Annotated in this window: 1 protein-coding gene; it reads right to left on the reverse strand. The window is 62.0% G+C overall.

The window, feature by feature from the left end; translation table 11 throughout:
• On the reverse strand, window positions 1-319 hold a 319-nt coding region (locus tag ACLD7X_RS18800), incomplete at its 3' end, for a tautomerase family protein (RefSeq protein ID WP_411425201.1).
• Window positions 320-468: the final 149 nt, after the last annotated feature.

The following is a 468-nucleotide window of genomic DNA, read 5'->3' on the forward strand; positions in this document are numbered from 1 at the left end:
TGCTGGTCATGCGGTAGGGGCCCGGAAAGGTCATCACCACATTGGGGGCAAGGAACGTGGCCGCAAGGTCCAGATCGCGCGCCTCCATCGCCTGCAGATACCGCAGGACGCTGTCGGCCGCATCGGGCAGCGCCGGTGCGCCGGTGCGGTGTTCGCCGCCGCGCATGTAATTGGTGGCGGGCATGTCGTTCAGGATGACGGTCACGGCATCCGGCGATGCGGGGATCACGCTGCGCACCGCGTCGGTCAGCGCGCGACCCAACCGTGTCTTCACGGTCGCGTCATAGCCTTCGAGGATCTGGACGGTAACGATGGGCATGCGCCTCTCCCGAATCTGAGTTGTATTATTTTTAATACTGGTTTCGTTGTTGCGGCAATACATTTAGTTGCGCAGGCATGGGACATCATGATTGTATTGCGATCATTGGGGGCAGGGTCCCCGCCCGGGACGAAGGGTTGCGGCATGGC

This window comes from Aphanothece microscopica RSMan92 (assembly GCF_046613545.2).
In the GTDB taxonomy this organism is placed as follows: Bacteria; Cyanobacteriota; Cyanobacteriia; order PCC-6307; family Cyanobiaceae; genus NIES-981.